This window comes from Pelomonas sp. CA6, assembly GCF_022549225.1.
Lineage (GTDB): Bacteria > Pseudomonadota > Gammaproteobacteria > Burkholderiales > Burkholderiaceae_C > Roseateles.
In genome coordinates, this window is the sequence record NZ_JAKZFD010000001.1 from 161,846 (window position 1) to 184,613 (window position 22,768).

The window sequence follows — 22,768 nt, forward strand, 5'->3', positions numbered from 1 at the left end:
GCGTTCTCTTCACTTCAACACAGACAGCGGCACCACCAGCCCAACAAGGAGACAGACATGAAGTTGAAAGCACTGGTCCTCTCGGTTCTCTCCCTCCTGAGCGTCGCCGGCACGGGGTCGGCCCAGGCCCAGGCCAAGGAGCAGTTCTTCCCGCTGCTGGTCTACCGCACCGGGCCCTATGCGCCCAACGGCACGCCCTGGGCCAACGGCAAGCAGGATTACCTGAAGATGGTCAACGCGCGCGACGGCGGCGTGAACGGCGTCAAGCTGGCCTACGAAGAATGCGAGACCGGTTACGCCACCGACAAGGGCGTGGAGTGCTACGAGCGCCTGAAGGGCAAGACCAACACGCTGTTCGACCCGCAGGCCACCGGCATCACCTTCGCGCTGACCGACAAGGTGCAGACCGACAAGATCCCGCTGATCACGCTGGGCTACGGCCTGGCGGCCAGCCAGGACGGCGGCGTGTTCAAGTGGAACTTCCCGCTGATGGGCAGCTACTGGACCGCGGCGGACATCCTGATCCAGCACATCGGCAAGCTCAATGGCGGGCTGGACAAGCTCAAGGGCAAGAAGATCGCGCTGGTCTACCACGACAGCCCCTTCGGCAAGGAACCCATGCCGCTGCTGGACGAGCGTTCGCGCACCCATGGCTTCGAGCTGGTGAAGATCCCGGTGACCGCGCCGGGCGTGGAGCAGAAGTCGGCCTGGCTGCAGGTGCGCCAGCAGCGCCCCGACTACGTGCTGCTGTGGGGCTGGGGCGTGATGAACTCCACCGCGCTGAAGGAGGCCCAGGCCACCGGCTATCCGCGCGACAAGATGTTCGGCGTCTGGTGGGCCGGCGCCGAGCCGGACGTCAAGGACGTGGGCGAGGGCGCCAAGGGCTACCACGCGCTGGCGCTGAACACCTCCGGCCAGCAGCCCAAGGTGATCCAGGACATCCTGAAGTTCGTCCATGAGAAGGGGCAGGGCACGGGGCCCAAGGACGAGGTCGGCTCGGTGCTCTACACCCGCGGCGTGATCATCCAGGCATTGGGCGTGGAGGCCGTGCGCCGCGCGCAGGAGCGCTTCGGCAAGGGCAAGGTCATGAACAGCGAGCAGGTGCGCTGGGGCCTGGAGAACCTGGCGCTGGACGCCAAGGCGCTGGACAAGCTGGGCCTGACCGGCGTGATCCGGCCGATCAGCACCTCCTGCCAGGACCACATGGGTTCGACCTGGGCGCGCGTGCACACCTGGGACGGCAGCAAGTGGAACTTCAGCTCCGACTGGTACCAGGCCGACGAACAGATCCTCAAGCCGCTGATCAAGGCCGCCGCCGACAAGTACGCGGCGGACAAGAAGCTGACGCGGCGCACGCCGGCGGATTGCCAATCCTGAGGGCGGGCCTCACTCCGTAATTTCTTTCGTTCCCACCCCTGTCCCCTCCCCGAGGGGAGGGGGACTCTCCGCGAAGAGTCCTCCGTCGAGCGCCGCGCGCGGCGTTCGCCTGAGTCGAAGGACAGCTATGAGCAACATTCTTCTGAACGTCAACGGCATCGAGGTCATCTACAACCACGTGATCCTGGTGCTCAAGGGCGTGTCGCTACAGGTGCGCGAGGGCTCGGTGGTGGCGCTGCTGGGCGGCAACGGCGCGGGCAAGACGACGACGCTGCGCGCCGTCTCCAACCTGCTGGCCGGCGAGCGCGGCGAGGTGACCAAGGGCAGCATCGAGCTGCGCGGCGAGCGCATCGAGCAGCTCAGCACTTCGGCCATGGTGGAGCGCGGCGTGGTGCAGGTGATGGAAGGCCGGCATTGCTTCGCCCACCTCAGCATCGAGGAGAACCTGCTCACCGGCGCCTACACCCGCAAGGACGGCAAGGCCGCGGTCGCGCAGACGCTGGAGAAGGTCTACAACTATTTCCCCCGGCTGAAGACGCGCCGCGGCAGCCAGGCGGCCTACACCTCGGGCGGCGAGCAGCAGATGTGCGCGATCGGCCGCGCGCTGATGGCCAATCCCAAGATGGTGCTGCTGGACGAGCCCTCGATGGGTCTGGCGCCGCAGATCGTCGAAGAGGTGTTCGAGATCGTCAAAGACCTCAACAGCAAGGAAGGCACGACCTTTTTGCTCGCCGAGCAGAACACCAACATGGCGCTGCGCTATGCCGACTACGGCTACATCCTGGAGAGCGGCCGCGTGGTGATGGACGGCGAGGCCCAGGCCTTGCGCGAGAACGAGGACGTGCGCGAGTTCTATCTGGGCATGGGCGGCGGCGACCGTAAGAGCTTCAAGGACGTGAAGAGCTACAAGCGGCGCAAGCGCTGGCTGGCCTGACCCGCGCCCGTGCCGGCTGAGGCCGCGACACGGCGATATGGCGACATGGCGACATGGCTCTGTCCAGCCATGGAAGCAGCACCGGGGTGGCGGTGCGAGGGAGACCGTGATGAGCGAGGACTGGGGTTTTGCATTGCCGGCCTTCAAGCCGGAGGAGGCGCTGCAGCGGCTGCGGCGCGATCTGCGCGAGCTCGGGCTGGTGGAGCGCGCGGGGGTGTTCGAACAGCGCGGCAGCGCGATCGTGCGCGCCGCGGTGGACGGCGAGCGGCTGAAGGTGGCACTGGTCAGAAAGCCGGCGCGCTCGCCCGACTGGGTGGAGCGCACGCTGAAGGACAGCGCGCAGTTGCGTGATTTCGTGGCCCAGGTGAAGAGGGATTTGTCCCGCTGGAGTGAAGCCCATGAGTGAGTATTTCGACGCCCTGGAGACGCGCGACCCGCAGGCGCGCGAGGCGGCGCTGATGGCCGCGCTGCCGACCCAGCTGGCCCATGCGCGCCGCCAGACCTCGGCCTTCGCCGAGCTGCTGGCCGATGTCGATCCGCAGCAGGTGCGCTCGCGCGAGGCGCTGGCCCGGCTGCCGGTGACGCGCAAGAGCGAGCTGCTGGCGCGCCAGCAGGCGCAGCGCGCGCAGGACCCCTTCGGCGGCTTTGCCGCGATCGGCTGGCAGGGGCTGCGCCACCCGGGCGGCGCGCGCCGGGTGTTCCAGTCGCCGGGCACCATTTACGAACCCGAGGGCCGAGCGCCGGACTACTGGCGCATGGCGCGCGCGCTGCATGCGGCGGGGCTGCGCGGCGGCGAGCTGGTGCACAACAGCTTCAGCTACCACCTGACCCCGGCCGGCGCGATGATGGAAGGCGGCGCGCATGCGCTCGGATGCACCGTGTTCGCGGGTGGCGTGGGCAACACCGAGCTGCAGCTGCAGGCGGTCGCGGAACTGCGCCCGCAGGCCTACGCCGGCACGCCCAGCTTCTTGAAGATCATGGTGGACAAGGCGGCCGAGCAGGGCCAGCCCCTGACCATCACCAAGGCCCTGGTCAGCGGCGAGGCCTTCCCGCCCTCGCTGCGCGACTGGCTGGCCCAGCGCGGCATCGCGGGCTATCAGTGCTATGCCACCGCCGACCTGGGGCTGATCGCCTACGAGACCCGCGCTCGAGAGGGGCTGGTGATTGACGAAGACGTGATCGTCGAGATCGTGCGGCCCGGCAGCGGCGAGCCGGTGCCCGACGGCGAAGTCGGCGAACTGGTGGTGACCACGCTGAATCCCGACTATCCGCTGATCCGCTTCGGCACCGGCGATCTGTCGGCCATCCTGCCCGGTGCCTGCCCCACGGGGCGTACCAACCGCCGCATCAAAGGCTGGATGGGCCGCGCCGACCAGAGCGCCAAGGTGCGCGGCATGTTCGTCCATGCCGGCCAGGTCGCCGAGATCCTGCGCCGTCACCCCGAGGCGCGGCGCGGCCGCCTGGTTGTCGAAGGCGAGATGGCCAACGACCGCATGACGCTGAAGGTGGAAATCGCCGCCCCCGCGGTCGATGGGCTGGCCGCGGCGCTGGCCGACAGCATCCGCGACGTCACCAAGCTGCGCGGCGAGGTGCAGCTCGTGGCGCCGGGCAGCCTGCCCAACGATGGCAAGGTGATCGAGGACGCGCGCCGCTACGAGTGAACGGCGCCGCCGTGCCCGTTCATTCCTGGCCTTCGTCCGGGTCCGGCAGTTCCTGGACCACGAAGTGCTTGCGCACCGGCTCCAGTACCTCGAACTCGCCGACGAAACCCGGCGGGATCAGCGCCGCGTCGCCGGCCGCCAGCTCGGTGTAGCGGCCCGAGGGCTCGTGCAGCCGCAGCCGCCCCTGCAGCACCTGGAAGAACTCCTGCTTGCGCGGGCCGAAGGCGATGCGCCAGCGTCCGGGCTCGCAGGCCCAGACACCGCAGCTCAGGCCCTGGGCCTCGTGCTCGGTCCAGGTCTGGCGCAGCGGAGCGCCGAGCACGCGGCGGTCGGGGCGCGGCTGGTCGAGCTGCGGTTGGCCCTGGGCCAGGCCAAGGCGGAGGATGGCGGGAGGGGGATGGTCCATCACGGGATTCTCGCGCCTGCCGCCGCGGCGAGACCCTGCCCGCGTATTTGCCGATGTGCGCCGCATGCCAGAGCGCACTAGCATGCGCGCTGCAAGCACCACACACCAGGAGACAAGTCATGAAGAAGACCTTGCTGGCGGCGCTGGCCGTGCTGAGCTGCGGCGCGGCCTGGGCGGACTACCCTGAGAAGCCGGTGACCCTCGTCGTGCCCTTCTCGGCGGGCGGCCCCACCGACAAAGTGGCGCGCGACCTGGCCGAGGCGATGCGCAAGCCGCTCAACGCGACGCTGGTGATCGAGAACGTGGGCGGCGCCGGCGGCACGCTGGGCGCGACGCGCGTGTCCAAGGCCGCCGCCGACGGCTACACGCTGCTGCTGCACCACGTCAGCATGGCCACCTCGCCTTCGCTCTACCGCAACCTGGGCTACAAGACGCTGGACGACTTCGAGTACCTGGGCATGATCAATGAGGTGCCGATGACGCTGATCGGCCGCCCCACAATGCCGGCCGGCAGCTATGCCGAGCTGTCCAAGTGGATCGATGCGAACCGGGGCAAGATCAACCTGGCCAACGCCGGCCTGGGCTCGGCCTCGCACCTGTGCGGGCTGCTGTACCAGAGCACGCTGAAAGTGGACATGATCACCGTGCCCTACAAGGGCACGGCGCCGGCGATGACCGACCTGATCGGCGGCCAGGTCGACCTCATGTGCGACCAGACCACCAACACCACCAGCCAGATCGAGTCCGGCAAGGTCAAGGCCTATGCGGTCACGACCACCAGGCGGCTGACGACGCCGGCGCTGGCCAAGCTGCCCACGCTGGACGAGGTGGGGCTGAAGGGCTTCAACGTCAGCATCTGGCACGGCCTGTACGCCCCCAAGGGCACGCCCAAGGCGGTGCTGGACAAGCTCAATGCGGCGCTGAAGACCGCGCTGAAGGACGCCGACTTTCACAAGCGCCAGGAGGCGCTGGGCGCGGTGATCGTGACCGACGCGCGCGTCAACCCGGCCGAGCACAAGAAGTTCGTCGAAGCCGAGATCGCCAAGTGGGGGCCCATCATCAAGGCCGCCGGGCAGTACGCGGATTGAGCGGAACGCCCGCCCGCGAGGCTGCGCCGGGCGACCGCGCTTACTCGGGCGCGCGGCAGACCACGGCCAGCTTGTTGCCGTCCGGATCGCGGAAGTAGGCGGCGTAGAAGTTGGGGCCATAGTTGCGCAGCCCCGGCTTGCCCTCGTCGCGCCCGCCGGCGGCCAGCGCGGCGGCATGGGTGGCGTCCACCTGGGCGCGGGTCGCGGCGCTCAGCGCCACCATGCTGCCGTTGCCGGCGCTGGCGTCCAGCCCGTTGTAGGGCTGGCAGATCCACAGCTGCGTTGGCGCGCCTTCGCGGTCGGGGCCGTAGCCCACCATCTCGTCGTCGGCATAGCGGGCCTTCAGGCCCAGCGGCGCCAGCGCCTGGTCGTAGAAGGCCTTGGAGGCCTGGCGGTTCTGGCTGCCCAGCGTGATGTACTCGATCATGGATGTGCTCCCGGAGATCAGGGGTTGGCCGGCTTGCACCGGCAATGAGAGTGCCCGCCGGCCGCGCCGCGGGGTGTTCAGAGCGCGATCGGGATGGTGACCGGGCCGTCGTTGACCAGATGGACCTGCATGTCGGCCCCGAACTCCCCAGTTTCGACGCTGGGGTGCAGCGCGCGCGCGTGCCGGACGACATGCTCGTACAGCCGCCGTCCCTGCTCGGCCGGCGCCGCGCCGCTGAAGCTGGGTCTGTTGCCGCCCGAGGTGTCGGCCGCCAGCGTGAACTGCGAGACCACCAGCAGCCCGCCGCCCACGTCCTGCAGGCTGCGGTTCATCTTGCCGGCCTCGTCCGAAAAGATGCGCAGCTTGAGCACCTTGGCGACCAGCTTCTCGGCCACCGCCTCGTCGTCCTGGGGCTGCGCGCAGACCAGCATCAGCAGCCCCGGGCCTATGCGGCCCGTCACGACGGCGCCGACTTCGACGCGCGCCTCCTTCACCCGTTGCAGCACGGCCAGCATGTCAGATCAGGTCCTTGGGATCGTCGAAATGGGCTTCCACATTCATCGGCAGCAGCTGTATCGTCGCGCGCAGCCCCGGCACCGCGCTCATCAGCGCCTGCTCCACCGAATTGCGCACCGCCGCGGCGCGCCCCAGGCTCCAGTGCGACGGCATGTGCATGTGCAGGTCCACATAGCGCCGCTGTCCGGCGCTGCGGGTGTGCAGATGGTCGAAGCGTATCGTGTGATGCTCGAACTCCGCCAGCACCTCGCGGATGCGTGTCTGCGCGTCGTCGTCCAGCGCCTGGTCCATCAGCCCGTCGGCCGATCGGCGCAGCAGGTGGGCGGCTTCGCGCAAGATGTTCAGCGCCACCAGGATGGCCATCAGCGGGTCCAGCCACTGCCAGCCGGTCAGCATCACGCCCAGCAGGCCCACGACCACGCCCACCGAGGTCCAGACGTCGGTGAACAGATGGCGCGCATCGGCCTCCAGCGCGATGGAGTGATGGGCGCGTGCCGCCCGCAGCATGTAGAAGGCCAGCACGCCGTTGAGCACCGAGCTGGCCACCGAAAGTCCCAGGCCCAGCCCCAGCGATTCCAGCGGCACCGGGCTGATCCAGCGGTGCACCGCCGCCCAGATGATGCCCAGCGCCGCGGCGAGGATGAGCACGCCCTCGAAGCCGCTGGAGAAGTACTCGGCCTTGTGGTGGCCGTAGGGGTGGTCCTCGTCGGGCGGGCGCTGGGCGATCGTCACCATGGCCAGCCCGAAGGTCGCGCCGGCCAGGTTGACCAGCGATTCCAGCGCGTCCGACAGCAGGCTGACCGAGTCGGTCCACCACCAGGCGGCGGTCTTCAGCGCGATGGTCGCCAGGGCCGCGGCGACGGAGAGTTTGAGATAGCTCTGGACTCGCATCCGGCCATTGTGACCCGAAGTGCCGGAAGGTCCCGCGACCTACAATGCCCGCAGTTCAACCTCGACACCGGCCCGCCATGAAGCCCGACACCAGCTCCGCCGACCTGAGCCACATCGCCCCGCGCGAGAAGGCCGAGATCCTCTCTCAGGCGCTGCCCTACATCCGCAAGTTCCACGGCAAGACCATCGTCATCAAGTACGGCGGCAACGCGATGACCGATCCGGCGCTGCAGCAGGACTTCGCCGAGGATGTGGTGCTGCTCAAGCTGGTCGGGCTGAATCCGGTGGTGGTGCATGGCGGCGGCCCGCAGATCGAGGACGCGCTGAACAAGCTGGGCAAGAAGGGCCACTTCATCCAGGGCATGCGCGTGACCGATGAAGAGACCATGAGCGTGGTCGAGTGGGTGCTGGCCGGCGAGGTGCAGCAGGACATCGTCGGCCTGATCAACGTGGCCGGTGGCAAGGCCGTGGGCCTGACCGGCCGCGATGGCGGCATGATCCGCGCACGCAAGCTCAAGATGCTCGACAAGGATGATCCGAGCAAGGAGCACGACGTGGGCCAGGTCGGCGACATCGTCTCCGTCGATCCCAGCGTCGTGAAGGCGCTGCAGGACGACCAGTTCATCCCTGTGATCAGCCCGATCGGTTTCGGCGAGAACAACGAGAGCTACAACATCAACGCCGACGTCGTCGCCGGCAAGCTGGCCGAGGTGCTGAAGGCCGAGAAGCTGGTGCTGCTGACCAACACCCCCGGCGTGCTGGACAAGCAGGGGAACCTGCTCACCGACCTGTCGGCGCGCGAGATCGACGCGCTGTTCGCCGACGGCACGCTGTCCGGCGGCATGCTGCCCAAGATCGCGTCGGCGCTGGACGCGGCGCGCAGCGGCGTGAAGGCGGTGCACATCATCGACGGCCGCGTGCCGCATGCGATGCTGCTGGAGATCCTGTCGGATCAGGCCTACGGCACGATGATCCGCTCGCATTGAGCCCCACCCCGGCCGAGCGGCGGCGGCGTGTCTGGCTTTTCGACCTCGACGACACGCTGCACCATGCCTCCAACGGGCTGTTCGCCGAACTGAGCCAGGCGATGACGGACTACATCGTCCGCCATCTGGGGCTGGACGAGGTACAGGCGCACGAGCTGCGGCAGCGCTATTGGCGCCTCTACGGCGCCACGCTCCTGGGGCTGGTGCGCCACCATGGCGTGCAGGCCGCCCACTTCCTCGCCGAAACCCATGCGCTGCCGCGGCTGGAGCAGCAGGTGCGGGGCTCGCGCGCCGATCTGCTGGCGCTGCGTCGGCTGCCAGGGCGCAAGGTGCTGCTCACGAACGCGCCGCGCCGGTACGCGCTGCGGGTGCTGGACGTACTTGGGGTCAGGTCTTGCTTCGAGCAGGTACTGGCGGTGGAGCAGATGCGCATGTTCGGCCAACTCAGGCCCAAGCCCGACCGGCGCATGTTCCGTCATGTCGCGGCGCGGCTGAAAACCCACCCCGCGCGCTGCACGTTGGTGGAGGACAGCCTGGAGCACCAGAAAGCGGCCCGCTCGCTGGGCATGGACACCGTGTGGATGCAGGGCTGGCTGCGCAAAGCCACGGCCGCCAAGCAAGGGCACCCGGGACGCAGGCCCTTGATGCTGGGCCGCAAGCCCGGCTACGTAGGACGCCGGCTGAGGCAACTGCGCAGTTTGCGCTGAGTTGTCGCGCTAGCACATACGTGGAAGCGACTAGGCATTTGCGCGAACCTAATTGATGGGATTGTGCAGGGACAGTGGCTCAACAGAATGAGCCGACCGGCCAGGAGGCCGCGCGAGGTCCCATGTCAGTGTTCAGCGTATTGATTGTCGAAGACCAGCTTCGCTTCCGCGAAGCCTTCTCCCACGCCCTGGAGCGGGCGCCGGATATCCGCCTGGTGGGCATTGCCGCCGACCTGCCGCAGGGGCGGCGGCTGTTCGACCAGACCCGGCCCGACGTGCTGCTGGTCGACCTGGATCTGCCTGGCGGCAGCGGCATCGAACTGATCCGCCACGCGGCCCATGTGATGCCCGGCTGCGAGATCATGGTGATCACCGTGTTCGGCGACGAGCAGCATGTGCTGTCCAGCATCGAGGCCGGTGCCACCGGCTATCTGCTGAAAGACAATCTGGCACTGGACCTGCCCGAGCAGCTGCGCAACCTGCGCGCCGGTGGCAGCCCCATCAGCCCGGTCATCGCGCGCCGGCTGCTGCTCAAGCTGGCGCCCCACCATGGCGTGCGCAAGCCCTATGTGGACACCAGTTCGGGCGGCCTGGTCGAGGAACGCGCGGTGGCGCTGTCGGAGCAGGAATCCCGCGTGCTGCACTTGGCGGCCAAGGGCTTCACCTTCGACGAAATCGCCCAGTTCATGCGTGTCTCGCCGCACACCATCATGACCTACGTCAAGCGTACCTATCGCAAGCTGCAGGTGCGGTCCAAGGTCGAGGCCATCTACGAGGCGCGTCGCCTCGGCTGGCTGCGCGACTGATCCGGCCGTCCTCCGCGTGCGGGGGGCGAGGCCCTCGATCCGGCGGCATCGAGCCGCCGGTCGCGTTGTTGGTCGAGTCGTCGTTCGGATCGCCGGCCGGGTCGCCAGGCGAGTCCCGCGAGGGTTTCTCTCCCTGAAAGCCCAGCCCCATGGGCCGTGCGAGGGGTCGGAAAGGGGTGTCGGCAGCCTGTGCCAGAATCGTCCGCACACCGCCTGCACCCCACCATGCCAGACAGCTCCTCAGACGCCACGGACTCCACCGCGACCCGGCCCGCGGAGCTGCCGCGCAAGCGGCTCAAGCCCGGCGAGCGCCGTGTGCAGATCCTGCAGACGCTCGCGCGCATGCTGGAGCAACCTGGCGCGGAGCGTGTCACGACCGCGGCGCTGGCGGCGCGGCTGGAGGTCAGCGAGGCCGCGCTGTACCGCCACTTCGCGAGCAAGGCGCAGATGTTCGATGGGCTGATCGAGTTCATTGAATCCAGCATCTTCAGCCTGCTGAACCAGATCGCCGAGCGCGAACCCTCGGGTCTGGCGCAGGCGCAACGCATCGTCGCCGTGCTGCTGCAGTTTGGCGAACGCAACCCCGGCATGTGCCGCGTGATGGTGGGCGACGCGCTGGTCTACGAGAACGAACGGCTGGTGGCCCGCATGAACCAGTTCTTCGACAAGATCGAAGCGGCGCTGCGTCAGGCGCTGCGCCATGCCGCCGAGGATTCCGGCTCCATCACGCCCACGGTCGAAGCGCAGGCCCAGGCCTCGGTCCTGGTCTCCTTCGTAATTGGCCGCCTGCAGCGCTACGCACGCTCGGGTTTCAAGCGCATGCCCACCGAACAACTGGACGCCGCCCTGCGCATGCTGGGCTGAACCCTGCCATCCCATGTCTTCCGACGCTCTTACCGCTCTGCTGCAGCGCGCCGACGCGCTGCTGACCCGAATCGAACTGGTGCTGCCGCAGCCGTTGCAGGCGCCGGACTGGTCGGCCTCCATCGCCTTCCGCTATCGCAAGCGCGGGCCGCGTGCCTGGCTGGAGCCGGTGCGCCATGTGGCCGGCATCCGCTTGTCCGACCTGCAGGAGGTCGGCCCGCAGAAAGAGCGCTTGCTGCGCAACAGCCAGCAATTCGTCCAGGGGCGGCCGGCCAACAACGTGTTGCTGACCGGCGCGCGCGGCACTGGCAAAAGTTCGCTGATCAAGGCCTGCCTGAACGAGCTGGCGCCGCAGGGGCTGCGCCTGATCGAGGTGGACAAGGCCGACCTGGTCGACCTGCCCGACCTGGTTGAATGCGTGGACGGCCGGCCGGAGCGCTTCGTGATCTTCTGCGATGACCTCAGCTTCGACGAGGGCGAGGCGGGCTATAAGGCGCTGAAGTCCATGCTCGACGGGTCGGTGTCCGTGCCTGGTGACAACGTGCTGATCTATGCCACCAGCAACCGCCGCCACCTGCTGCCCGAGCAGATGCGCGACAACCTGGGCACGACCTACTCCGAGAGCGGCGAAATCCACCCCGGCGAGGCGGTGGAGGAGAAGATCTCGCTGTCCGAGCGCTTCGGGCTGTGGATCAGCTTCTACCCGTTCAGCCAGCAGGAATACCTGAGCATCGTTGCGCAGTGGCTGAGCCATTTCGGCCTCGATGCCGCGCGGATCGACGCGGCGCGCCAGCCGGCGCTGGTCTGGGCGCTGGAGCGGGGCTCGCGCTCCGGTCGCGTGGCCTACCAGTTCGCGCGCGACCTCGCGGGCCGTGGAGGCGCGGACGGCCTGCCGGAGCCTTCCCTCGACGCCGAGGGGCCGCAGGGGCTGGACCATGTCTGAGGCCGGGACGACGACCGAGCGCCAGCCCGTGGAGGTCGCCGTGGGCGTGCTGGTGCGGCGCGAGGCCGATGGCCGCGAAGGCGAGTTCCTGCTGACTTCGCGCCCGCCGGGCAAGGTCTATGCCGACTACTGGGAGTTCCCAGGTGGCAAGCTGGAGTCCGGCGAGAGCGTGGAGCAGGCGCTGCGGCGCGAGCTGCAGGAAGAGCTGGGCATCACCATTGGCGCCGCCCATCCCTGGCGTGTCGAGCTGGTGGACTACCCCCATGCGCGCGTGCGCCTGCACTTCTGCAAGGTCTACGACTGGGTCGGCGAACTGCAGATGCGCGAAGGCCAGCGCATGGCCTGGCAGGCGCTGCCGGTGCAGGTGCAGCCGGTGCTGCCGGGCACCCTCCCGGTGCTGCAGTGGTTCGCCGCGGAGCGGGGCTTTGCCGGGGCGACGCACGCCGGCTGAGTACACTGCGCGCATGGACTGGCTGGATCAGATCAGATGGGACCGCGACGGGCTGGTGCCCGTCATTGCCCAGGAGCGCGACAGCGGCGATGTGCTGATGTTCGCGTGGATGAACCGCGAGGCGCTGGCGCGTACCGCCGAGCTGGGCGAGGCCGTGTACTGGAGCCGCTCGCGCGGCCGCCTGTGGCACAAGGGCGAGGAATCCGGCCATGTGCAGAAGGTTCATGAGCTGCGCCTGGACTGCGACAACGACGTGTTGCTGATGACGGTGACCCAGCAGGGCCACGAACCCGGCATCGCCTGCCATACCGGACGCCACAGCTGTTTCTTCCAGCGCCTGCAGGACGGGCGCTGGGACAGCGTGGAGCCGGTGCTGAAGGACCCGGACACCATGTACGGAAAGGCCAAGGCATGAGCGGCCCTGCATCCGTGGACGTATTGGCCCACCTGGGCGAAGTCGTCGCGCAGCGCCGCGACCAGGCCGACCCGGCGCAAAGCTATGTGGCCAAGCTGTTCGCCAAGGGCCTGGACCAGATCCTGAAGAAGGTCGGCGAAGAGGCCACCGAGGTGGTGCTGGCCGCGAAGGATGGCGATCCGCAGAAGCTGGTCTACGAGGTGGCGGACCTGTGGTTCCATTCCATCGTCGCGCTGGCGGCGCTGGACCTGAAGCCCGAACAGGTGCTGGCCGAACTGGCGCGCCGCGAAGGGCTCTCGGGGCTGGAGGAGTTCGCGCGCCGGACGCCGCAGGCCCCGGATCACTGACCCCGACGATGGAGCCGACAAGCATGGTGGAACTCGATCCGCAGCGCGAACAGCAGCTGCGCTCGGTGGGTGTGATCAGCTATGTGCTGCACACCGTCGTGGCGGTCGGCGCGGTGCTGCCCGGCGTGCAGGCCAGCGTGCTGCTGCTGGTGGTGGCCGTGATCCTGGACCTGGTCAAGCGCGGCGAGGCCGCCGGCACCTGGCAGGCCAGTCATTTTTCATGGCGGCTGCGCAGCGTGTTCTGGGCCGGACTGCTCTACCTGATCACCGCACCGCTGTGGCTGCTGCTGCTGCCCGGCTGGATCGCCTGGGGCCTGATCTCGATCTGGTTCCTCTACCGCGTGGTGCGGGGCTGGATCGCGATGAACGACCGCCAGCCCATGCCCACCTGACTGCTTTGCCCCCACCATGTCCCACGACCCCAGCTGCATCTTCTGCAAGATCGTCGCCGGCCAGATCCCGGCCAAGAAAGTCCACGAGGACGACCAGGTGCTGGTGTTCCACGACATCCATCCCTGGGCTCCGGTCCACATCCTGCTGATCCCCAAGATCCACATCGCCAGCATGGCCGATCTGCAGCCCGAGCATGCGGCGCTGATGGGGCACATGAGCACGCTGGTGCCGCGGCTGATGCGCGAGCTGGGCGTGAACAATGGCTTCCGCACCGTGATCAACACCGGCGCCGACGGTGGGCAGGAGGTCTACCATCTGCACATGCACGCCATGGGCGGCCCTCGCCCCTGGCTGAAGGGCTGAGCGAGCCCGCCCACTGGCCACGCCGGCGCCGCGGCCGGCTCCACCCGGGGGGGGACCGCCGTCCCGGCGTTTCGCGGGCCCCGGTGGCCCTGTCGCGGGCACGTGTGTTGGGCTCCCGCAAACGACTGTCACGCAGCACCACTAGAATTTCGGCTTCCCTTCAGGAGAGAGTTATGGGTTCCTTGAGCATTTGGCACTGGCTGATCGTGCTGGTGGTGGTGATCGCCATTTTTGGGACGAAGAAGCTGCGCAATGTCGGCTCGGACCTGGGTGCGGCGGTCAAGGGTTTCAAGGACGGCATGAAGGACGGTTCGGCTGATGCCCCCGCCCAGCAGGTCACGCACAGCGGCAAGGCGAATGACGCCAACACCGTCGACGTGGATGCCAAGACCAAGGGCTGAGCGCCCGGCGGTCCCCGTCCATGATTGATTTCGGCTTTGACAAGCTGGCGCTGATCGGCGCGGTGGCGCTGGTCGTGATCGGGCCCGAGCGCCTGCCGCGCGTCGCCCGCACGGTCGGCCATCTGCTGGGCAAGGCCCAGCGCTATGTGTCCGACGTGAAGGCCGAGGTGAACCGTTCCATCGAGCTGGAAGAGCTTCAGAAAATGAAGACGCAGTTCGAAGGGGCCGCGCGCGACGTCGAACAAAGCATCCAGAAAGAGGTCGACACGGCGAACAACGCCTTCCAGACCGCCTGGAGCGACGACGCGGGCAGCTTGGATTCGGCGGCCCTGCCGTCCTCGGATTCGCTGGGTGGCTTCTCCACCTACAAGCCGCCGAAGAAGAACTGGCGCGTGAAACGCGGCGCCACCCCTCTCTGGTACAAGCAACGCCAGGGCGTGCGCCGCCATGCCCAGTCCGGCGCGGCCCGCGTCGCCCGCTTCCGCCCCCGTCGCCAGGCCCAATGAGCAATTCCCCCGAAGACGAACTCGCCGGCACCGAACAGCCCTTTGTCTCGCACCTGATGGAGTTGCGGGACCGGCTGATCCGCGCCTTCCTCGCCATCGCGGTGGGCTTTGGCGTGCTGTGCCTCTATCCCGGTCCGGCCGGTCTGTACGACATGCTGGCCGCGCCGCTGGTGGCCCATCTGCCCAAGGGTTCGACGCTGATCGCCACCAGCGTGATCTCGCCCTTCCTGGTGCCGCTGAAGATCACGCTGCTGGCCGGCTTCCTGCTGGCGCTGCCGGTTGTGCTCTACCAGGTCTGGGCCTTTGTCGCGCCGGGCCTGTACTCGCATGAGAAACGCCTGGTGCTGCCGCTGGTGATCTCCAGCACGCTGCTGTTCTTCATGGGCGTGGCCTTCTGCTACTTCTTCGTCTTCGGCCAGGTCTTCAAGTTCATCCAGAGCTTCGCGCCCAAGACCATCACCGCGGCGCCGGACATCGAGGCCTACCTGGGCTTTGTGATGAACATGTTCATCGCCTTCGGCGCCGCCTTCGAGGTGCCGGTGGTGGTGATGGTGCTGGTGCGCATGGGGCTGGTCACGGTGGAGAAGCTGCGCGAGTTCCGCGGCTACTTCATCGTCCTGGCCTTCGTGATCGCGGCCGTCATCACGCCGCCCGACGTGGTCTCGCAGCTGGCCCTGGCCATTCCAATGTGCCTGCTCTACGAGGTGGGTCTGTGGGCGGCCACCGCGTTCGCGCGCTTCAGCAAGTCGCCCGAGGAGCCGGGCGAAACACCGGCCGCCTAATCGTCGCTGTCACTCGGCCGCGCCGGCGGCCGCTGGCCCACCTTGAGCGTGAGCTCCACCGGCTGCGTGCCGCGCAGCAGCGAGACCGTGGTCTCGGCGCCCGGCCGCAGCGCGGCGACGGTGTTCAGCAGCTGGCTGGGAGTGCTCACCGCCTGCCGGGCCACGCGCAGCACCACGTCGCCCGGCTTCATGCCCGCCCGGGCCGCCGGCGAGTCGCGGCGCACGCCGCCTACCAGCACGCCGCGGGTGTCCGCGGGCACGTCCAGCCGGAAGGTCGCGATGGCCTCCGGATTCAGCTCGCGCGTCTCCACGCCCAGCCAGCCGCGGGAGACATGGCCGTCGCGCACCAGCGCCTCCAGCACCTGGCGCGCGATGTCCACCGGGATGGCGAAGCCGATGCCCAGGCTGCCGCCGCCGCGACGCGAGTAGATCGCGGTGTTGATGCCGACCAGCCGCCCCTGCGCGTCGACCAGCGCGCCGCCGGAGTTGCCGGGGTTGATCGCGGCATCGGTCTGGATGAAATTCTCGAAGGTGTTGATGCCCATGGAGCTGCGCCCCAGCGCCGACACGATGCCCGAGGTGACGGTCTGTCCGACATCGAAGGGATTGCCGATCGCCAGCACGACATCGCCCACGCGCAAATCCTCGGCCCGGCCCAGCGGGATCACCGGCAGCCCGGCGAGCTCGACGCGCAGCACGGCCAGGTCGGTCTCCGGGTCGGTGCCCACCAGCTGGGCGCGCAGTTCGCGGCCGTCGCTGAGCTGGATCTGGATGTCCGACGCGCCCGCGACCACATGGTTGTTGGTCAGCAGATAGCCCTGCTCGGACACGATCACGCCCGAGCCCAGGCCGCGCTGCATCGGCGGGCGGCCCGGCGTGCCGAAGGGGAAGCGGTGCCATCCATCGTCCGGCAGGCCCTCGCCGCCGTCGCGCGGCCGCGCCACCTTGAACGCGCTGACCGCCACGACGGCCGGCGACGCCACGCGCGCCGCCTCCGCATAGCTGGCCTGGCCGGCCACGCGCGCCGGCGGGTTGGCGGGGGCGCCCAGCACCGGCAGGCTGGGTGCGGGCAGGGTGGGGCTGTTCTGCAGCCACTGCGGCTTCAGCGTCGCCACGACGAAATAGCCGGCCAGCGCCACCGTGGTGGCCTGGGAGAAAATCAGCCAGGTCTTACGCAGAGCACTCACAGTCATGGCGCATCGCACAGAGGTGGACCGTTTGCTTTCCAGCTGCCTGGAGCCCGGTCGTTTCAAGGATTATGGGCCGAACGGTCTGCAGGTCGAGGGACGCGAGCAGATCCGCCACGTGGTCTGCGGGGTCACGGCCAGCCTGGCGCTGATCGACGCGGCCATCGCCGCGAAGGCGGATGCCCTGGTGGTCCACCACGGCCTGTTCTGGCGCGGCCAGGACGGTCGCGTCACGGGCTGGATGAAGCAGCGCCTCTCCCGGCTGCTGGCGCATGAGATCAATCTGTTCGCCTACCACCTGCCGCTGGACGCCCACCCCGAGCTGGGCAACAACGCGCAGCTGGCGGCGCAGCTGGGCTGGATGGCCGACGGCCGCTTCGGCGACCAGGAGCTGGGCTTCATCGGCGCCGCGCCCGCGGGGCAGCAGCGCCTGGATCAGCTCAGCGCCGCGCTGCAGCAGCGCCTGGGTCGGGCCACCGTCAGCGCCGCGGGCGATGGCCGGCCGCTGCGGCGCATCGCCTGGTGCAGCGGCGGCGCCCAGGGCTACTTCGAGGCCGCGATCGCGGCTGGCGCCGATGTCTTCGTGACCGGCGAGATCTCCGAACCGCAGGCCCACTACGCGGCCGAGACCGGCGTGGCCTTCATCGCGGCGGGCCACCATGCCACCGAACGCTATGGCGTGCAGGCCCTGGGGCGCTACCTGGCCGACCACCTGGGCGTGAGCCAGCAGTTCATTGACATCGAGAACCCCGCATGAGCCGCGACCCTGCCCCCTTGCTGCTCACCATGGGCGATGCCTGCGGCATCGGTCCCGAAATCTGCGTGGCCGCCTGGCTGCGCGAAGGGCGCGGCGACGCCCGTGTGGTGGGTGATGTGGAGGTGATGCGGCGTGCGCTGCGGCTCTTGGGTCTGGCACTGCCGGTGGCGCGGCTGGAGCGCGCCGACGAGGCCGCGCCGCCTGACTGCCTGCCGGTCTGGGAGCCCCCGGGGCTGGCCGAGGGCCTGGGCGGCCGGCTGGTGAACGAGCCGCTGGGGCAAGTCAGCGCCCGCGCTGGCGCAGCCGCGGCGCGCTGCATCGAGGCGGCGGTGCGCGAGCAGCAGGCGGGGCGTTCGCGGGCGCTGGTCACCGCGCCCATCCACAAGGAAGCCCTGCATGCAGCCGGCATTGCGCATCCCGGCCATACCGAGATGCTGCAGGCGCTGTGCGCGCTGCCGGACGGCCGCCTGCCGCCGGTGCGCATGATGCTGGCCAATGAGGAACTGCGCGTGGTGCTGGTCACCATCCATGTCTCGCTGCGCCGGGCGCTGGACCTGATCAGCACGGACGGGGTGCTGGAAACGCTGCGGATCACCGACGCGGCGCTGCGGCGCTTCGGCATCGCGGCGCCGCGCATCGCGGTGGCCGGCCTCAATCCGCATGCCGGCGAGGGGGGGCTGTTCGGCGACGAGGAACTGTTGCAGATCGCGCCGGCCGTGGCGCGCGCGCGGGCCGAGGGGCTGGACGCGCGCGGGCCCTTCGCGCCGGACACGGTGTTCATGCGCGCGCGCCACGCGCCGGGCCATCCGGGCGAGTTCGACGCGGTGGTGGCGATGACCCACGACCACGGGCTGATCCCGGTGAAATATCTGGGGGTGGAGCAGGGCGTCAATGTCACGCTGGGTCTGCCGCTGGTGCGCACCAGCCCGGACCACGGCACGGCCTTCGACATCGCCGGACGCGGGCTGGCCGATCCGTCCAGCATGTGCGCGGCGATCGCGATGGCGCGCCGCCTCGGCGCGGGCTAGCCAGGCCTGTTCACGCGGCCCGGTGCTGAGCGGCATGGCGGTGCGTCGCGCTGAGGCAGAATCGGCGCCGCATCCAACATCACAAGTCCAGGGAGGGACGGTATGGTCAAGGCTTGGCGACGCGTGGGTTACCTGATGGGGGTGATGGCGTGTCTGTCGGCCGCCCCCGGCTTGCGGGCGCAGGAGAAGCCGCAGGACGCGGGACAGCAGACGGGGCAGGCCGCCGAGACACGCCCCGGCCGGCAGGTGCAGGTCTGGTTCGATGCCCGGTTCGACGAGCAGGGCCGGCTGGTCGAGGCGCGGCCGGTCAACGATCCGCCCCAGCCGGAAGGCCTGTGGCAGGCCCTGATGCCGCGCATCCAGAATGCGCGCATCGATCCGCCGCAACTGGATGGGCAGCCGGCGACGCTGAGCACCGGCCTGCTGGTGCTGCTGAAATGGCGCGAGAGCGAGGGTCGGACCACCATGGAGCTGGCGTCCGTGCGACCAGCGGCGCTGCCGCTGGTCCGCCACATGCTGGCGCCGCCGCGTGAGGTCACCTCCGTCGAGGAATGGGAGGGACGCATCAATATCCGCTGCCAGGTCAACACCGAAGGGCGTTGCGACGACATCCAGGTCGAGGCGCCCGCGGGCGTTCCCGTGTCGGTGCGGCGCTGGGCCAAGGCCTCGATGGCGCAATGGCGGTTCCGCCCGCAGCAGCTCAATGGCCAGCCGGTGGCCAGCGTCGTGCAGGTGCCGCTGGTGTTGTCGGTGCAGGGGCGGGTCTATCCCCAGGACTTCCGCGAACCGCGCAAGCTCTGACCCCGTGGGCCAGACGCCGCGCCGCGCTCAGTGGCGCGAGTTCGCGGCCAGCGCCGCCAGCTGCTTGCGCGTGCGCGCGGTGGCGCGCTCCAGCAGGTAGGCGTTTTCGAAGGCGCGCAGCCGTCCGCCGTCACAGAGCTTGCGCAGCATGCGCGCCGTCATGGTCATGGTCTGCTGCTGCTTATGGCCGTGGCTGAAGATGAAGAAGCTGCGCCCGGCGCTGACGTGGGCCAGCTTGACCTTGACCCATTGGCCGTCCACATGCATGCGGTAGGCGAAGCCCAGCTGCAGGTGGTCCATCAGCAGTGCGCCACTGGCCGGCTCGGGCGGCTCCTCGGCGGCGGGCAGGCCGTCCAGGCTGATGTCCACCGTCTGCAGTGGCGCCGGGTCATCGGCGCTGAGGTCGATGTCCACCTCGCCGTTCCAGTCCAGCGCCTGTTCGTCCAGCAGGCCCAGGCTGCGCGCCTCGTCGGCGGACAGCCGGGCGCCCAGGTCGGTGTCCTCGGGCAGCGGCGCCGCGGCGGGGCCCAGGTCTTTCTCGGTCGGCAGCGAGACGCCGAAGATGCCCTCCAGCTGCTTGGCGAGCAGGTTGAATTCCAGCGGCGTCAGCGACTGGCCGCGCAGCGAGTCGGCATGCGCCGGCAGCAGCTCGGCGAAGAACTTCTTGCGTGCGTCCTCGGGCCAGCGGATCATGTCCAGCCCTTCGTTGAGAGTGCGCATCAGCGCGGGCAGCGACGCCAGGAAGGCCTGGCGCTGCGCCGCCCCGCTCTTGGGCTGGACCGACAGCACCAGCTCGCGGCCCAGCGCGCGCAGCCGGTCCACCTGGTCGGCCATGCGCGGATTGCGCGAGGCCTGCATGATCACCTGGCTCCAGACCTGAGTCAGGAAGCTGCGCAGGAACTCCTGCATCTCCACCGCGGCCAGGGCCTGCTGTAGCTGCTGCATGTAGCGCTGCTGCAGCCGCAGGTCGGTTTCCTTGCGCTCGACCACCGCGGCCACGTCGCCTTGCTCGCGCAGGGTCTGGGCGCTCTGTTCGGCGCTGAACTGCTCCAACTCGGCGAGCTTGGCCTCGTACAGCTCCATGCGATCGAAGTCGCCGCTGACCACCTCCTGCACCAGGTCGCGCACCCGGGCCAGGAAGTCGCGGCCGGGGCCGTCGGCGAAGTCGTCGTACGCGCTGCCCAGCGACGCGATGCGATTGACGAAGCGGCGTACCGGATGGCGGCGCGACGAGAAGAAGCTGCGGTCGCCCAGCGCCGCGCGCAGCACCGGCAGTTGCAGCCGCGCGATCTGCTGTGCCATCTGCGGCGGCAGCTTGGGGTCGGAAAGAATCTGGTCGAACAGCCCGGCGACCACGTCGATCACCATGTGGTCCAGCGACCCGGTGGCGGCCTGGCGCAGTTCCTCGCGGTGCAGATGGATCAGGTTGGGCGGCGGTTCGCCGCTGTCGCCCCAGTCCTGCCAGCCTTGCCAGCGGCTGGGGCTGATGCCGCCGGATGCCGGCTCGCCGGCGGCGAGGGGGCCGGGCAGGGTCTCCAGCCCGCCGGGCGGCAACTGGGCGAGGCGGCGCAGCAGCGACATCAGCTGCGCGTCGACCATGCCGCCACCCGCGCTGCCGCCGGCCGATCCGGCGCGCGCGGCCAGGCGGCCGAAATCGCTGGCCGGGCTGGTGTCGCCATGGCGGCTGTGCAGCGCGCCGCCCTGGGTGCTGTGGCCGAACTCGCTGCCATGGCCGCTGCGGCGGCCCGACTCGGTGATCACCGTGCGCGCGCGCAGCTCCTGCTGACGCAGGCCGCGGCTGCGGAACAGCTCGGCGATGTCGCCGTAGCAGGCCTTCATCTCCTGCGCCAGCGCGCGCGTCAGCTCGTCGGTGAGGGTCTGCCGGATCTCGGCCTCGTCGCTGACCGCATGGATGCCGGCCAGCAGGGCCTGGGCGATGGATTGCGGGCGCAGGGGATGGCGCTCATCGCCGCCTTGGGGCAGCATCGCGCCGACATAGGCCTCGACCTCGCGCAGCTCCCATTCACTTTGGTGGCCCAGCGCCAGGCCGATGCGGTCGGCCGCGACCAGCGCGTTGACCTGTTCGTCGTCCATCAAGGACAGCTCGCTCCAGCGGTCCGCGCCACCGACGGCGGCGGTGGCCGTGCCGGCCGGCGCCTGGGCCGGATGCAGCAGCGATTGATAGAACTGCTGCGCAAACAGCGCCTGGTGCTTGCGAAAAATGAACTGGGCGGCCAGCAGCGCATCGCGCCGCTTGGGCTGCACGGCGGACAGTGCGGCCAGCCCCAGGCCCTCGGCGCCACGCTCGGCAGCAAGCTCCACAGCGGTGCGGACGCGCTGCAGTGCGGCTTCGAGGTGCGGATTGAGGCGGTTCATCAACGTCTGGACCTTGTGGGGAACCCACCACAGGTCTGGAAGTATCGCCCCAAATGAAACACGCCCCGCAGAGGCGGGGCGGCCGGGAACGCGCAATAACTGACGCTTGCGCCGAAGTTACGCCTTGTCACGCTTGAGGGAATCGCGGATTTCGCGTAGCAGCTGGATGTCCTCGGGGGTGGGCGGCGGTTCGGCGGGGGCGGGCGCCGGTGCGGCCTCCGCGCGCTTGAGGCGGTTGATCTGGCGGATCATCAGGAAAATGATGAACGCCAGGATCAGGAAGTTCAGCAGCACGGTCAGGAAACTGCCGTAGGCGAACAGTGGCACGCCGGCCTTGGTCAGCGCCTCGTAGGTCATCGGGCCCTTGAAGTCCGCAGGCGGGTTGGCGAGCAGGATGAAGTAGTTACTGAAGTCCAGCCCGCCGACCACCTTGCCGACCAGGGGCATGATCAGGTCTTTGACCACCGAATCGACGATCTTGCCGAAGGCGCCACCGATGATCACGCCGACCGCCAGGTCGACCACATTGCCTTTGACCGCAAACTCGCGGAATTCGCTGAAGAAGCTCATCTGTGGAGGGTGGCCCTGCCGGGCGCTTTGTGAAACTGGCCTTGCATCCTAGTGGGTTTGCGCAATGTCTTTGATCAGACTGGGGTAGATACCGTGGCGCGGGCGCCTCGGCGGGCGGGTATCCCCGACCCGCTCCGCTAGAATAGCTGGTTGCCCCCGATCAGAAGTCTCGTTTGAGGAACCTCATGAGTGACCAGCAAGTGGATCACGGCAAGCGCACCTGGCTCATCGCCACCGGTTGCGCTGGAGCCGTAGGCGGCGTTGCCACCGCCGTGCCCTTCGTCAGCACCTTTACTCCCTCCGAGCGCGCCAAGGCGGCCGGTGCGGCCGTCGAGGTCGATGTCAGCGGCCTGAAGCCGGGCGAAAAGATGACGGTGGAATGGCGCGGCAAGCCGGTGTGGATCGTGCGCCGCACCAAGGAACAGTTGGACGCTCTGACCAAGAACGATCCCCAGCTGGCCGACCCCAATTCCGATCGCAAAGCCTATCCGACGCCCGACTACGCGAAGAATGGCTACCGCTCGATCAAGCCCGAGTACCTGGTGGTCGTGGGCATCTGCTCGCACCTGGGCTGCTCGCCCAGCGACAAGTTCCAGACCGGTGCCCAGCCCTCGCTGCCCGACGACTGGAACGGCGGCTTCCTGTGCCCCTGCCACGGGTCGACCTTCGACATGGCGGGCCGCGTGTTCAAGAACAAGCCGGCGCCCGACAACCTCGAGGTGCCGCCGCACATGTACCTGTCCGACGCCAAGCTCGTGATCGGCGAAGACAAGAAGGCATAAGGG

Annotated in this window: 29 protein-coding genes; 22 read left to right on the forward strand and 7 right to left on the reverse strand. The window is 68.9% G+C overall.

Translation table 11 applies throughout. The annotated features are described in order from the left end of the window. Nucleotides 1-57 precede the first annotated feature (57 nt). The 4 genes from LZ017_RS00730 to LZ017_RS00745 all read left to right on the forward strand — a co-directional run bounded on the left by LZ017_RS00730 (nucleotide 58) and on the right by LZ017_RS00745 (nucleotide 3,972). A complete protein-coding gene (locus tag LZ017_RS00730) occupies nucleotides 58-1,377 on the forward strand; it encodes an ABC transporter substrate-binding protein (RefSeq protein WP_241298130.1) in 1,320 nt (439 codons plus the stop codon). A 127-nt stretch (nucleotides 1,378-1,504) separates the two neighbouring features. After that, complete coding sequence (locus LZ017_RS00735; RefSeq protein WP_241298131.1) at nucleotides 1,505-2,311, forward strand: ABC transporter ATP-binding protein; 807 nt, start codon at nucleotides 1,505-1,507, stop codon at nucleotides 2,309-2,311. A gap of 109 nt (nucleotides 2,312-2,420) precedes the next feature. Then, nucleotides 2,421-2,717 carry a hypothetical protein gene (locus LZ017_RS00740; protein WP_241298132.1) on the forward strand — a complete coding sequence of 99 codons (297 nt, stop codon included), beginning with the start codon at nucleotides 2,421-2,423 and terminating at the stop codon, nucleotides 2,715-2,717. Beyond that, nucleotides 2,710-3,972: a phenylacetate--CoA ligase family protein gene (locus LZ017_RS00745; RefSeq protein WP_241298133.1), complete on the forward strand. Its 1,263-nt coding sequence runs from the start codon at nucleotides 2,710-2,712 to the stop codon at nucleotides 3,970-3,972. Before LZ017_RS00740 ends, LZ017_RS00745 begins: the two co-directional genes overlap by 8 nt. A gap of 19 nt (nucleotides 3,973-3,991) precedes the next feature. On the opposite strand, the gene LZ017_RS00750 is transcribed toward LZ017_RS00745, so the two are convergent. Continuing rightward, complete coding sequence (locus tag LZ017_RS00750; RefSeq protein WP_241298134.1) at nucleotides 3,992-4,378, reverse strand: cupin domain-containing protein; 387 nt, start codon at nucleotides 4,376-4,378, stop codon at nucleotides 3,992-3,994. Nucleotides 4,379-4,497: 119 nt separating this feature from the next. Between LZ017_RS00750 and LZ017_RS00755 the strand changes: the two genes are divergently transcribed. Next, on the forward strand, nucleotides 4,498-5,466 hold the full coding sequence (locus LZ017_RS00755; protein WP_241298135.1) for a tripartite tricarboxylate transporter substrate-binding protein: 969 nt from the start codon (nucleotides 4,498-4,500) through the stop codon (nucleotides 5,464-5,466). Nucleotides 5,467-5,506: 40 nt separating this feature from the next. On the opposite strand, the gene LZ017_RS00760 is transcribed toward LZ017_RS00755, so the two are convergent. The 3 genes from LZ017_RS00760 to LZ017_RS00770 all read right to left on the reverse strand — a co-directional run bounded on the left by LZ017_RS00760 (nucleotide 5,507) and on the right by LZ017_RS00770 (nucleotide 7,300). After that, entirely contained in the window at nucleotides 5,507-5,893 is a 387-nt protein-coding gene (locus tag LZ017_RS00760) for a VOC family protein (protein ID WP_241298136.1), read from the reverse strand. A 77-nt stretch (nucleotides 5,894-5,970) separates the two neighbouring features. Beyond that, on the reverse strand, nucleotides 5,971-6,408 hold the full coding sequence (gene dtd, locus LZ017_RS00765) for a D-aminoacyl-tRNA deacylase (protein WP_241298137.1): 438 nt from the start codon (nucleotides 6,406-6,408) through the stop codon (nucleotides 5,971-5,973). A 1-nt stretch (nucleotide 6,409) separates the two neighbouring features. Further along, a complete protein-coding gene (locus tag LZ017_RS00770) occupies nucleotides 6,410-7,300 on the reverse strand; it encodes a cation diffusion facilitator family transporter (protein ID WP_241298138.1) in 891 nt (296 codons plus the stop codon). A gap of 77 nt (nucleotides 7,301-7,377) precedes the next feature. Between LZ017_RS00770 and argB the strand changes: the two genes are divergently transcribed. From argB to tatC, 13 genes are all read left to right on the forward strand, one after another. Further along, a complete protein-coding gene (gene argB / locus LZ017_RS00775) occupies nucleotides 7,378-8,286 on the forward strand; it encodes an acetylglutamate kinase (protein ID WP_241298139.1) in 909 nt (302 codons plus the stop codon). Next, nucleotides 8,283-8,993, forward strand: a complete 711-nt coding sequence (locus tag LZ017_RS00780; protein WP_241298140.1) for a pyrimidine 5'-nucleotidase — start codon at nucleotides 8,283-8,285, stop codon at nucleotides 8,991-8,993. Before argB ends, LZ017_RS00780 begins: the two co-directional genes overlap by 4 nt. A 122-nt stretch (nucleotides 8,994-9,115) precedes the next feature. Further along, nucleotides 9,116-9,799 (forward strand): response regulator transcription factor, encoded by a 684-nt coding sequence (locus tag LZ017_RS00785; RefSeq protein WP_241298141.1) that lies wholly within the window; start codon nucleotides 9,116-9,118, stop codon nucleotides 9,797-9,799. 225 nt (nucleotides 9,800-10,024) lie between these two features. Beyond that, nucleotides 10,025-10,663 carry a nucleoid occlusion factor SlmA gene (gene slmA / locus LZ017_RS00790; RefSeq protein ID WP_241298142.1) on the forward strand — a complete coding sequence of 213 codons (639 nt, stop codon included), beginning with the start codon at nucleotides 10,025-10,027 and terminating at the stop codon, nucleotides 10,661-10,663. A gap of 13 nt (nucleotides 10,664-10,676) precedes the next feature. Beyond that, the gene (locus tag LZ017_RS00795) at nucleotides 10,677-11,606 is read left to right on the forward strand and encodes an ATP-binding protein (RefSeq protein ID WP_241298143.1); all 930 of its coding nucleotides are present in this window, start codon (nucleotides 10,677-10,679) and stop codon (nucleotides 11,604-11,606) included. After that, nucleotides 11,599-12,057 (forward strand): NUDIX domain-containing protein, encoded by a 459-nt coding sequence (locus LZ017_RS00800; protein WP_241298144.1) that lies wholly within the window; start codon nucleotides 11,599-11,601, stop codon nucleotides 12,055-12,057. The genes LZ017_RS00795 and LZ017_RS00800 overlap by 8 nt, the downstream gene beginning before the upstream one ends. Nucleotides 12,058-12,070: 13 nt before the next feature. Beyond that, complete coding sequence (gene hisI, locus LZ017_RS00805; protein ID WP_241298145.1) at nucleotides 12,071-12,472, forward strand: phosphoribosyl-AMP cyclohydrolase; 402 nt, start codon at nucleotides 12,071-12,073, stop codon at nucleotides 12,470-12,472. Continuing rightward, nucleotides 12,469-12,819, forward strand: a complete 351-nt coding sequence (locus LZ017_RS00810) for a phosphoribosyl-ATP diphosphatase (protein ID WP_241298146.1) — start codon at nucleotides 12,469-12,471, stop codon at nucleotides 12,817-12,819. Before hisI ends, LZ017_RS00810 begins: the two co-directional genes overlap by 4 nt. A 23-nt stretch (nucleotides 12,820-12,842) precedes the next feature. Then, nucleotides 12,843-13,211: a hypothetical protein gene (locus LZ017_RS00815; RefSeq protein WP_241298147.1), complete on the forward strand. Its 369-nt coding sequence runs from the start codon at nucleotides 12,843-12,845 to the stop codon at nucleotides 13,209-13,211. 16 nt (nucleotides 13,212-13,227) lie between these two features. Beyond that, entirely contained in the window at nucleotides 13,228-13,575 is a 348-nt protein-coding gene (locus LZ017_RS00820; protein WP_241298148.1) for a histidine triad nucleotide-binding protein, read from the forward strand. A gap of 173 nt (nucleotides 13,576-13,748) precedes the next feature. Then, entirely contained in the window at nucleotides 13,749-13,976 is a 228-nt protein-coding gene (gene tatA, locus LZ017_RS00825) for a Sec-independent protein translocase subunit TatA (protein ID WP_241298149.1), read from the forward strand. Nucleotides 13,977-13,996: 20 nt separating this feature from the next. Next, entirely contained in the window at nucleotides 13,997-14,482 is a 486-nt protein-coding gene (gene tatB, locus LZ017_RS00830; protein ID WP_241298150.1) for a Sec-independent protein translocase protein TatB, read from the forward strand. After that, on the forward strand, nucleotides 14,479-15,264 hold the full coding sequence (gene tatC, locus LZ017_RS00835) for a twin-arginine translocase subunit TatC (RefSeq protein WP_241298151.1): 786 nt from the start codon (nucleotides 14,479-14,481) through the stop codon (nucleotides 15,262-15,264). The genes tatB and tatC overlap by 4 nt, the downstream gene beginning before the upstream one ends. Here tatC and LZ017_RS00840 read toward each other — a convergent pair. Next, nucleotides 15,261-16,442, reverse strand: a complete 1,182-nt coding sequence (locus tag LZ017_RS00840) for a S1C family serine protease (protein WP_241298681.1) — start codon at nucleotides 16,440-16,442, stop codon at nucleotides 15,261-15,263. The genes tatC and LZ017_RS00840 overlap by 4 nt on opposite strands. Before the next feature lie 13 nt (nucleotides 16,443-16,455). Between LZ017_RS00840 and LZ017_RS00845 the strand changes: the two genes are divergently transcribed. The 3 genes from LZ017_RS00845 to LZ017_RS00855 all read left to right on the forward strand — a co-directional run bounded on the left by LZ017_RS00845 (nucleotide 16,456) and on the right by LZ017_RS00855 (nucleotide 19,037). Beyond that, entirely contained in the window at nucleotides 16,456-17,208 is a 753-nt protein-coding gene (locus LZ017_RS00845; RefSeq protein WP_241298152.1) for a Nif3-like dinuclear metal center hexameric protein, read from the forward strand. Continuing rightward, entirely contained in the window at nucleotides 17,205-18,236 is a 1,032-nt protein-coding gene (gene pdxA, locus LZ017_RS00850; protein ID WP_241298153.1) for a 4-hydroxythreonine-4-phosphate dehydrogenase PdxA, read from the forward strand. Before LZ017_RS00845 ends, pdxA begins: the two co-directional genes overlap by 4 nt. Nucleotides 18,237-18,338: 102 nt before the next feature. Continuing rightward, nucleotides 18,339-19,037 (forward strand): energy transducer TonB, encoded by a 699-nt coding sequence (locus LZ017_RS00855; RefSeq protein WP_241298154.1) that lies wholly within the window; start codon nucleotides 18,339-18,341, stop codon nucleotides 19,035-19,037. Between the two features lie 27 nt (nucleotides 19,038-19,064). On the opposite strand, the gene LZ017_RS00860 is transcribed toward LZ017_RS00855, so the two are convergent. Both LZ017_RS00860 and mscL read right to left on the reverse strand, forming a co-directional pair. Next, nucleotides 19,065-21,413 carry a DUF1631 family protein gene (locus LZ017_RS00860; RefSeq protein ID WP_241298155.1) on the reverse strand — a complete coding sequence of 783 codons (2,349 nt, stop codon included), beginning with the start codon at nucleotides 21,411-21,413 and terminating at the stop codon, nucleotides 19,065-19,067. A 117-nt stretch (nucleotides 21,414-21,530) separates the two neighbouring features. Continuing rightward, a complete protein-coding gene (mscL, locus tag LZ017_RS00865) occupies nucleotides 21,531-21,983 on the reverse strand; it encodes a large conductance mechanosensitive channel protein MscL (RefSeq protein ID WP_241298156.1) in 453 nt (150 codons plus the stop codon). 185 nt (nucleotides 21,984-22,168) lie between these two features. Here mscL and petA point away from each other — a divergent pair, with 185 nt between their 5' ends. Continuing rightward, nucleotides 22,169-22,765 (forward strand): ubiquinol-cytochrome c reductase iron-sulfur subunit, encoded by a 597-nt coding sequence (petA, locus tag LZ017_RS00870; protein ID WP_241298157.1) that lies wholly within the window; start codon nucleotides 22,169-22,171, stop codon nucleotides 22,763-22,765. The last annotated feature ends 3 nt before the right edge of the window (nucleotides 22,766-22,768 follow it).

Bases quoted from the DNA above. Each gene is read 5' to 3' on its own strand.
- LZ017_RS00810 (WP_241298146.1), top strand. From the start codon at position 12,469: ATGAGCGGCCCTGCATCCGTGGACGTATTGGCCCACCTGGGCGAAGTC.
- LZ017_RS00785 (WP_241298141.1), top strand. From the start codon at position 9,116: ATGTCAGTGTTCAGCGTATTGATTGTCGAAGACCAGCTTCGCTTCCGC.
- petA (WP_241298157.1), top strand. From the start codon at position 22,169: ATGAGTGACCAGCAAGTGGATCACGGCAAGCGCACCTGGCTCATCGCC.
- mscL (WP_241298156.1), bottom strand. From the start codon at position 21,983: ATGAGCTTCTTCAGCGAATTCCGCGAGTTTGCGGTCAAAGGCAATGTG.
- LZ017_RS00855 (WP_241298154.1), top strand. From the start codon at position 18,339: ATGGTCAAGGCTTGGCGACGCGTGGGTTACCTGATGGGGGTGATGGCG.
- LZ017_RS00800 (WP_241298144.1), top strand. From the start codon at position 11,599: ATGTCTGAGGCCGGGACGACGACCGAGCGCCAGCCCGTGGAGGTCGCC.
- slmA (WP_241298142.1), top strand. From the start codon at position 10,025: ATGCCAGACAGCTCCTCAGACGCCACGGACTCCACCGCGACCCGGCCC.
- hisI (WP_241298145.1), top strand. From the start codon at position 12,071: ATGGACTGGCTGGATCAGATCAGATGGGACCGCGACGGGCTGGTGCCC.
- tatC (WP_241298151.1), top strand. From the start codon at position 14,479: ATGAGCAATTCCCCCGAAGACGAACTCGCCGGCACCGAACAGCCCTTT.
- LZ017_RS00845 (WP_241298152.1), top strand. From the start codon at position 16,456: ATGGCGCATCGCACAGAGGTGGACCGTTTGCTTTCCAGCTGCCTGGAG.
- LZ017_RS00745 (WP_241298133.1), top strand. From the start codon at position 2,710: ATGAGTGAGTATTTCGACGCCCTGGAGACGCGCGACCCGCAGGCGCGC.
- argB (WP_241298139.1), top strand. From the start codon at position 7,378: ATGAAGCCCGACACCAGCTCCGCCGACCTGAGCCACATCGCCCCGCGC.
- LZ017_RS00770 (WP_241298138.1), bottom strand. From the start codon at position 7,300: ATGCGAGTCCAGAGCTATCTCAAACTCTCCGTCGCCGCGGCCCTGGCG.
- LZ017_RS00860 (WP_241298155.1), bottom strand. From the start codon at position 21,413: ATGAACCGCCTCAATCCGCACCTCGAAGCCGCACTGCAGCGCGTCCGC.
- LZ017_RS00820 (WP_241298148.1), top strand. From the start codon at position 13,228: ATGTCCCACGACCCCAGCTGCATCTTCTGCAAGATCGTCGCCGGCCAG.
- LZ017_RS00730 (WP_241298130.1), top strand. From the start codon at position 58: ATGAAGTTGAAAGCACTGGTCCTCTCGGTTCTCTCCCTCCTGAGCGTC.
- LZ017_RS00735 (WP_241298131.1), top strand. From the start codon at position 1,505: ATGAGCAACATTCTTCTGAACGTCAACGGCATCGAGGTCATCTACAAC.
- LZ017_RS00740 (WP_241298132.1), top strand. From the start codon at position 2,421: ATGAGCGAGGACTGGGGTTTTGCATTGCCGGCCTTCAAGCCGGAGGAG.
- tatA (WP_241298149.1), top strand. From the start codon at position 13,749: ATGGGTTCCTTGAGCATTTGGCACTGGCTGATCGTGCTGGTGGTGGTG.
- LZ017_RS00815 (WP_241298147.1), top strand. From the start codon at position 12,843: ATGGTGGAACTCGATCCGCAGCGCGAACAGCAGCTGCGCTCGGTGGGT.
- LZ017_RS00750 (WP_241298134.1), bottom strand. From the start codon at position 4,378: ATGGACCATCCCCCTCCCGCCATCCTCCGCCTTGGCCTGGCCCAGGGC.
- LZ017_RS00755 (WP_241298135.1), top strand. From the start codon at position 4,498: ATGAAGAAGACCTTGCTGGCGGCGCTGGCCGTGCTGAGCTGCGGCGCG.
- LZ017_RS00795 (WP_241298143.1), top strand. From the start codon at position 10,677: ATGTCTTCCGACGCTCTTACCGCTCTGCTGCAGCGCGCCGACGCGCTG.
- LZ017_RS00760 (WP_241298136.1), bottom strand. From the start codon at position 5,893: ATGATCGAGTACATCACGCTGGGCAGCCAGAACCGCCAGGCCTCCAAG.
- dtd (WP_241298137.1), bottom strand. From the start codon at position 6,408: ATGCTGGCCGTGCTGCAACGGGTGAAGGAGGCGCGCGTCGAAGTCGGC.
- tatB (WP_241298150.1), top strand. From the start codon at position 13,997: ATGATTGATTTCGGCTTTGACAAGCTGGCGCTGATCGGCGCGGTGGCG.
- pdxA (WP_241298153.1), top strand. From the start codon at position 17,205: ATGAGCCGCGACCCTGCCCCCTTGCTGCTCACCATGGGCGATGCCTGC.